Raw genomic sequence first — 7,400 nt, forward strand, 5'->3', positions numbered from 1 at the left:
ACCACTCCTTTTCCTCTTTTGGAAAAGAGGACGGGCTCTTGCGAAAGGCCCGGGGGGGAGGGGGGGCGCCCTGGGGAGGAGACCGGTGGCCCCTTCTCCCCCCCCGCGGCCCGGCGCGCGAGCGCGTACGGGCGTACGTGGACCTGTACGTGCCGGACGGCGCCCGGGACCCGCACTGGACCCTGTGGCTGGAGGTCTGGAACCGGTCCCAGAACGCGGGCCCCCAGGAACGCGAGCGGCAGGCCGCCATCGAGGGCGCCTGGCACCGCGACCTGGTCGCCCTGCTCGCCGAGGGCATCTCGCGCGGAGAGTTCCGCGCGGTGGACCCCGACCGCTTCGCGTCCAGGCTGCGGGCCCTGCTCGACGGGTTCAGCATCCAGGTCGCCGTGGGGCTGCCCGGGATAGGGCGCGAGGACATCCTGGAACACGTCGCGGAGTTCCTCGCCGAAACCCTCGCCGGCTAGGGCTCCCACCGGCGGCGGGCCGACTGGCGGACGCCGGGTGCCCGCATGCTGAGACCGGCGTCCACCGGCGACGGGCCGTGTGACACACTGCGAGCGTGTCTGCTCAGCTCATGATTATGGACAGCAGCGCGCCGGTCCTCTGTGACCGCTGAAACCGTGGACGACCTCCGCGGCAGCGGCCACCGTGCCTCAGACCCGCGCGCAGACCTCTCGCACCCGCGAGGGGTCTTTTCGTTTCCAAGGGCAGAAACATGCCGGAACCGGGCGGCGCGCGATGATGGGGGCAGTGGATCCCCGGTCTCCGGAACCACTCATCCGACAGGAGTCAGATCAGCATGACGACGACAGAGGCGACCCAGCCGACGGCGGCCCTCGACGACGCCTTCCACGTCTTCGACACCACCCTGCGCGACGGCGCCCAGCGTGAGGGCATCAACCTCACGGTCGCGGACAAGCTGACCATCGCGCGGCACCTGGACGAGTTCGGAGTCGGCTTCATCGAGGGCGGCTGGCCGGGCGCCAACCCCCGCGACACCGAGTTCTTCGCCCGCGCCCGGGCCGAGATCGACTTCAAGAACGCCCAGCTCGTCGCCTTCGGCGCCACCCGCCGGGCCGGTGGCGACGCCGCCTCGGACCCGCAGGTGCGCGCCCTCCTGGAGTCCGGCGCGCCGGTGATCACCCTCGTCGCCAAGTCCCACGACCGGCACGTCGAACTCGCGCTCCGCACCACCCTGGACGAGAACCTGGAGATGGTCCGCGACACCGTCTCCCACCTCGTCGCCCAGGGCCGCCGCGTCTTCGTCGACTGCGAGCACTTCTTCGACGGCTACCGCGCCAACCCCGAGTACGCCAAGTCCGTCGTCCGCACCGCCCACGAGGCCGGCGCCGACGTCGTCATCCTCTGCGACACCAACGGCGGCATGCTCCCCGCCCAGATCACCGCCGTCGTCTCGACCGTACTGGCCGACACCGGGGCCCGTCTCGGCATCCACGCCCAGGACGACACCGGCTGCGCCGTCGCCAACACCCTGGCCGCCGTCGACGCGGGCGCCACGCACGTCCAGTGCACCGCCAACGGCTACGGCGAGCGCGTCGGCAACGCCAACCTCTTCCCGGTCGTCGCCGCGCTGGAGATCAAGTACGGCCGCAAGGTCCTCCCCGAGGGCGCGCTCGGCGAGATGACCCGCATCTCCCACGCCATCGCCGAGGTCGTCAACCTCACCCCCTCCACGCACCAGCCGTACGTCGGCGTCTCCGCCTTCGCGCACAAGGCGGGCCTGCACGCCTCGGCGATCAAGGTCGACCCGGACCTGTACCAGCACATCGACCCCGAGCGCGTCGGCAACACCATGCGCATGCTGGTCTCCGACATGGCCGGCCGGGCCTCCATCGAGCTCAAGGGCAAGGAGCTCGGCGTCGACCTCGGCGGCGACCGGGCGCTGATCGCCCGCGTGGTCGAGCGGGTCAAGGAGCGCGAGCTGGCCGGCTACACGTACGAGGCCGCCGACGCCTCCTTCGAGCTGCTGCTGCGGGCCGAGGCCGAGGGCCGGGCGCGCAAGTACTTCCGCGTGGAGTCCTGGCGGGCCATCGTCGAGGACCGCCCCGACGGCACCCACGCCAACGAGGCCACGGTCAAGCTGCGGGCCAAGGGCGAGCGGATCGTCGCCACGGCGGAGGGCAACGGCCCGGTCAACGCCCTCGACCGGGCCCTGCGGGTCGCGCTGGAGCGCTTCTACCCCCAGCTGGCCAAGTTCGAGCTGGTGGACTACAAGGTCCGCATCCTGGAGGGCAAGCACGGCACGGAGTCCACGACCCGCGTCCTGATCGCCACGACGGACGGCACCCGCGAGTGGAACACGGTGGGCGTCGCCCCCAACGTCATCGCGGCCTCCTGGCAGGCCCTGGAGGACGCCTACACCTTCGGCCTCCTGCACGCGGGCGTGGAGCCGGCCGAGTAGTCCCGGCGGCGGTCAGCACTCGTCCGCGACGAGCTTGCGGAACTTCTTCGGGGACATCGCCCTGCCGTCGGCCCACACCTCGCCGGGCCCGAGCCGGGCGAGGTCCTCGGCGGTGAAGCGGACCGTCCCCGAGTAGTCGGCGAAGCCGGGGGCGTGGAAGCGCAGGCTGTACGTGCGGCCGGGCTTGAGGTGCCGTTCGGCGCCCCACTCGCGGACCGCCCACGAGGCCGGCGGCGAGTAGAGGGAGAACGTCACCCGGCCCCTGGCGAGCGGGGAGCCGCCGGCCATCCAGCCTTCCTCCGACGCCGTCTGCGGCGTCGTCACGGTGGGCTGTGGCGCACCGGGCGGGAGGGTGGCGCGCTCCCGCACGAAGAAGCTTGCGGTGCCGATGGCGTCCTTGCCGCACGGCGCCATCGTGACCTGCGGTGTTCCGTCGGCACCGATGCCGACGGAGATCAGCGACAGATCGGCCGCCGAGCAACCCGCCAGCAGCCCCGCTCCCGCCAGTGCCAGAACCACCCCGTGCCATGCGCGCCGCATCGGCCCACCCCCCGGCCGGGAGCGTAGACGGTGCGGGGGCGGGCGGAGCCGGAACGGGCTTATGTCCCGCTCACACAGGAAATGACCGGTTCGGGTAGCGTCGTCGGTATGAGGACCAGGCTGATATCCGTACGCGTCGGATCGGCGCTGTCCGGTCTGCTGCTGGCGTTCGGCGTCGGTGTGCTCGGGGCGGCCCCGCAGGCGGCCGCCGCCGACGGGGGGACCGCCGCCGTGGCGGAGGCGCTCAAGAAGGGGCCCGTCTACGTGGACCCCGGGGCCGCGGCGCAGCTGTCGCCGGCCCAGGCCGACGCCCTCGCCGCCAAGATCAAGGCGGCCGGCAAGCCGCTCTTCGTCGCCGTGCTGCCCGCCACCCCCGCCTTCCCGGCCGGCAGCGTGCTGCGCACGGTCCGCACCGAGACGGGGATCACCGGGCTCTACGCCATCCGGCTCGGCGACGGCTTCGACGCCGGGGCCGACCGGGCCGTCATGCCGAACAACGCCGTCCGCAACCTCACCGACGCGGTGAAGGCGGGCGGGCCGGTGGACGCAGCGACCGAGCTCAACAACTTCGTCGACCAGGCCCTCCCGCAGATGAAGGGCAAGGCCCCGGCCTCCTGGGGCACCGCAGGCTCCTCCGGCGGCGGCTCCTCGGCCGGGGCGGTGATCGCCCTCGGCGCGGTGGCCCTGGCCGGCGGCGGCGGTGCGTACCTGCTGGTCAAGCGGAACCGGAAGAAGAAGGAAGAAGCCCGGCGGGAGGCCGTCGCCCGGCTGGGCGTGGTCGTGGACGAGGACATCACCGCCTTCGGCGAGGAACTCGAACGCCTCGACTTCCACCCCGGCGAGCCCGGCGCCGACGACGCCATGCGCGCGGACTACGAGAAGGGGCTGGACTCCTACGAGAAGGCCAAGCGGATCATGGCCTCGGTGCGGGAGCCGCACGAGGTGCAGGGGGTGACCCAGGCCCTGGAGGACGGCCGGTTCGCCCTGGCGAGCCTCGACGCCCGCCGTCAGGGCAGGCCGCTGCCGGAGCGCCGCGTGCCCTGCTTCTTCGACCCGCGCCACGGGCCGAGCACCGAGGACGCGGCCTGGGCCCCGCCGGGCGGGGCGGCCCGTACCGTACCGGTCTGCGCGGCGGACGCCGTACGGCTGCGCGACGGGCTGGACCCGGCGGTGCGCACCGTGGACACGGAGCACGGCCGGCGGCCGTACTACGACGCCGGCCCGGCGTACGGCCCGTGGGCCGGCGGGTACTTCGGCGGCGGGATGCTGCCCGGCCTGCTGGTGGGCACGATGCTCGGTTCGATGATGGCCACCCCCGCGTACGCCTCGGACTTCGGCGGCGGATACGGCGGCTTCGAGGGCGGGGACGTCTCGGGCGCCGACTTCAACCCGTCCGACTTCGGGGGCGGGGACTTCGGCGGCGGTGGCGGCTTCGACGGGGGCGGCGGGTTCGACGGCGGGGGCGGCTGGTAGCCGCCCCCGGGGTTCCGCGCGGGCCGTGATCAGGCCTGCTTGACCGCCGAGATGTCGAAGGTCAGCTTCACCTTGTCGCTGACCATCACGCCGCCGGCCTCCAGGGCCGCGTTCCAGGTCAGGCCCCAGTCCGAGCGCAGGATCTCGGCCGAGCCCTCGAAGCCCACGCGCTCGCTGCCGTAGACGTCCGTGGCGGTACCGGCGAACTCCAGGTCGATGGCGAGCGGACGCGTCACGTCCTTGATCGTCAGGTCACCGGTGATGCGGTACTTGTCGCCGCCCAGCTGCTCCGCCGAGGTGGAGCGGAAGGTCATCAGGGGGAAGAGCTCGGCGTCGAAGAAGTCGCTGCCCAGCAGGTGGGCGTCGCGGTCGGCGATGCCGGTGCTGACGGAGGCGATCTGCACGTCGATGGAGGCGGTGGAGCGGGACGGGTCGGCGCCGTCCAGGTGGAGGGTGCCCTCGTGCTGCGCGAAGCTGCCGCGGACGTTGGTCACCATGGCGTGGCGGACGGTGAAGCCGATGCTGCTGTGCGCGGCGTCGATGGCGTAGTCGCCGGTGAGGGCGGCGAGGGCCGGGTCGACGGGGAGGGTGGCCACCGCGCCCTGCTGGGCGGAGGCGGCGGTCTGGCTGCTGCGGCGGGAGAAGAGGCCCATGACTTGCTCCTGGGGAGTCCGTGGTTTGGTTTAACTTTCAACAAGGAAGACGCTAGACCCATTCCGTTCAAATTTCAACTTCTCGGTTCGGGGTGGCGGTGTTTTGTGGGACCCCCACAAAGGCCGAAGGTCCCTGCTGGGGGAGTCCATGCATCCTTCGGAGGTTCTGTCCGGGCCGCACAGCGGACGGGGTCCGAGACTGTGTAGAACCAACGGAGGGTTTTGATGGCCACGCTTCGTAAGGTCGGTACATGACCGTTGTGGACCAGACCCCGAGCGAGCCGACGGACGCCCGCGGGCGCGTGGCCGAGCTGCACTCCCTCCGCGAGGAGGCCCGGCGCGGCCCCAGTGACCGCGCGACCGAGGCCCAGCACGCCAAGGGCAAGCTGACCGCGCGCGAGCGCATCGCGCTCCTGCTCGACGAAGGTTCCTTCAGGGAGGTCGAGCAGCTCCGCCGGCACCGGGCGACCGGCTTCGGCCTGGAGGCCAAGAAGCCCTACACCGACGGTGTCATCACCGGCTGGGGCACGGTCGAGGGCCGCACGGTCTTCGTCTACGCGCACGACTTCCGCATCTTCGGCGGCGCGCTGGGCGAGGCCCACGCCACGAAGATCCACAAGATCATGGACATGGCCATCGCGGCCGGTGCCCCGCTGGTCTCCCTCAACGACGGCGCCGGCGCCCGCATCCAGGAGGGCGTCTCCGCCCTCGCCGGCTACGGCGGCATCTTCCAGCGCAACACCAAGGCCTCGGGCGTCATCCCGCAGATCTCGGTGATGCTGGGCCCGTGCGCCGGCGGCGCCGCGTACTCCCCGGCCCTGACGGACTTCGTGTTCATGGTCCGGGACACCTCGCAGATGTTCATCACCGGCCCCGACGTCGTCCGCGCCGTCACCGGTGAGGAGATCACCCAGAACGGTCTGGGCGGCGCCGACGTGCACGCCGAGACCTCCGGCGTCGCGCACTTCGCGTACGACGACGAGGAGACCTGCATCGCCGAGGTCCGGTACCTCATCACGATGCTCCCCTCGAACAACCGCGAGAACCCCCCGGTCCACGAGAACTCCGACCCCGCGGAACGGCGCTCGGACGTCCTCCTGGACCTGGTCCCCGCCGACGGCAACCGTCCGTACGACATGCTCAAGGTCATCGAGGAGCTCGTCGACGACGGCGACGTCCTGGAGATCCACGAGCGCTGGGCGCGCAACATCATCTGCGCCCTGGCCCGCCTGGACGGCCAGGTCGTCGGCATCGTCGCCAACCAGCCCGGCCACCTCGCCGGCGTCCTGGACATCCACGCGTCCGAGAAGGCCGCGCGCTTCGTCCAGATGTGCGACGCGTTCAACATCCCGATCGTCACCCTGCTGGACGTCCCGGGCTTCCTGCCCGGCGTCGACCAGGAGCACGGCGGCATCATCCGCCACGGCGCCAAGCTGCTGTACGCGTACTGCAACGCCACCGTGCCGCGGATTTCGCTGATCCTGCGCAAGGCCTACGGCGGCGCGTACATCGTCATGGACTCCCAGTCCATCGGTGCCGACCTCACCTATGCCTGGCCCACCAACGAGATCGCCGTCATGGGCGCCGAGGGCGCCGCCAACGTGATCTTCCGCAAGCAGATCGCGGACGCCGAGGACCCCGAGGCGATGCGCGCCCGGATGGTCAAGGAATACAAGGCCGAACTGATGCACCCGTACTACGCGGCCGAGCGCGGCCTCGTGGACGACGTCATCGACCCCGCCGAGACCCGCGGGGTGCTCGTGAGCGCCCTCGCGATGCTCCGCACCAAGCACGCCGATCTGCCGTCTCGCAAGCACGGCAACCCGCCGCAGTAACGAGCGAAGGAGACATGCCGACGATGAGCACCGCCACCGACACCCTGCTGAAGGTCGAGAAGGGCAACGCCGCCCCCGAGGAGCTGGCCGCGATCACCGCGATCCTCCTCGCCCGCGCCGCCGCCACCCCGGAGGAGGCCGCCGCCACCGCCCGCTCCACGGCCGGCTGGCGCCGCCTGGAGCGCAGCCGGGGCTTCCAGGCCCCCCACAGCTGGCGCGGCTGAGCAGCGCACGCACGAACGCCGGAAGGCCCCGTACCCCGTCCCGGGGGTGCGGGGCCTTCCGCGTGCCCGCCCCGGGACGCCGGCCGGCTCCCGGGTACGGCGAAGGCCCCCGTGTCCCGGACACGGGGGCCTTCCGCGGTGTTCCGCTCTGCTTACCGGAGCCGGGCCATGAGGGCGTGCTCGACGAGCGTGATGAGTGCGCTCTTGGCGTCCGCGCGGTGGCGGGCGTCGGTGGTGATGATGGGGGCGTCGG

7 protein-coding genes and 1 pseudogene are annotated in these 7,400 nt (G+C 72.0%); 5 read left to right on the plus strand and 3 right to left on the minus strand.

Annotated features, from left to right (window positions below; genetic code table 11):
* A partial coding sequence (locus AC07A6_RS34455) for a TetR family transcriptional regulator C-terminal domain-containing protein (protein ID WP_478779739.1) occupies positions 1-464 on the plus strand: 464 nt, incomplete at its 5' end.
* A gap of 335 nt (positions 465-799) precedes the next feature.
* A complete protein-coding gene (gene cimA, locus AC07A6_RS34460) occupies positions 800-2,422 on the plus strand; it encodes a citramalate synthase (protein ID WP_007266763.1) in 1,623 nt (540 codons plus the stop codon).
* A gap of 12 nt (positions 2,423-2,434) precedes the next feature.
* Here the strand turns inward: cimA and AC07A6_RS34465 are convergent, their stop codons facing one another.
* Complete coding sequence (locus AC07A6_RS34465; RefSeq protein WP_478779740.1) at positions 2,435-2,962, minus strand: hypothetical protein; 528 nt, start codon at positions 2,960-2,962, stop codon at positions 2,435-2,437.
* A 108-nt stretch (positions 2,963-3,070) separates the two neighbouring features.
* Here AC07A6_RS34465 and AC07A6_RS34470 point away from each other — a divergent pair, with 108 nt between their 5' ends.
* Entirely contained in the window at positions 3,071-4,435 is a 1,365-nt protein-coding gene (locus tag AC07A6_RS34470) for a hypothetical protein (protein WP_478779741.1), read from the plus strand.
* A gap of 29 nt (positions 4,436-4,464) precedes the next feature.
* On the opposite strand, the gene AC07A6_RS34475 is transcribed toward AC07A6_RS34470, so the two are convergent.
* Positions 4,465-5,088, minus strand: coding sequence for a YceI family protein (locus tag AC07A6_RS34475; RefSeq protein WP_478779742.1), 624 nt, complete (start codon positions 5,086-5,088; stop codon positions 4,465-4,467).
* 251 nt (positions 5,089-5,339) lie between these two features.
* Between AC07A6_RS34475 and AC07A6_RS34480 the strand changes: the two genes are divergently transcribed.
* Together AC07A6_RS34480 and AC07A6_RS34485 are read left to right on the plus strand one after the other, a co-directional pair.
* Positions 5,340-6,923, plus strand: a complete 1,584-nt coding sequence (locus AC07A6_RS34480; protein WP_362462992.1) for an acyl-CoA carboxylase subunit beta — start codon at positions 5,340-5,342, stop codon at positions 6,921-6,923.
* 23 nt (positions 6,924-6,946) lie between these two features.
* Positions 6,947-7,147, plus strand: a complete 201-nt coding sequence (locus tag AC07A6_RS34485; protein WP_478779743.1) for an acyl-CoA carboxylase subunit epsilon — start codon at positions 6,947-6,949, stop codon at positions 7,145-7,147.
* A gap of 152 nt (positions 7,148-7,299) precedes the next feature.
* On the opposite strand, the pseudogene AC07A6_RS34490 reads toward AC07A6_RS34485, so the two are convergent.
* Positions 7,300-7,400 (minus strand): annotated as a pseudogene (locus AC07A6_RS34490) (ATP-binding protein); the annotation flags it as partial.

Source organism: Streptomyces sp. NPDC044002, from assembly GCF_056434525.1.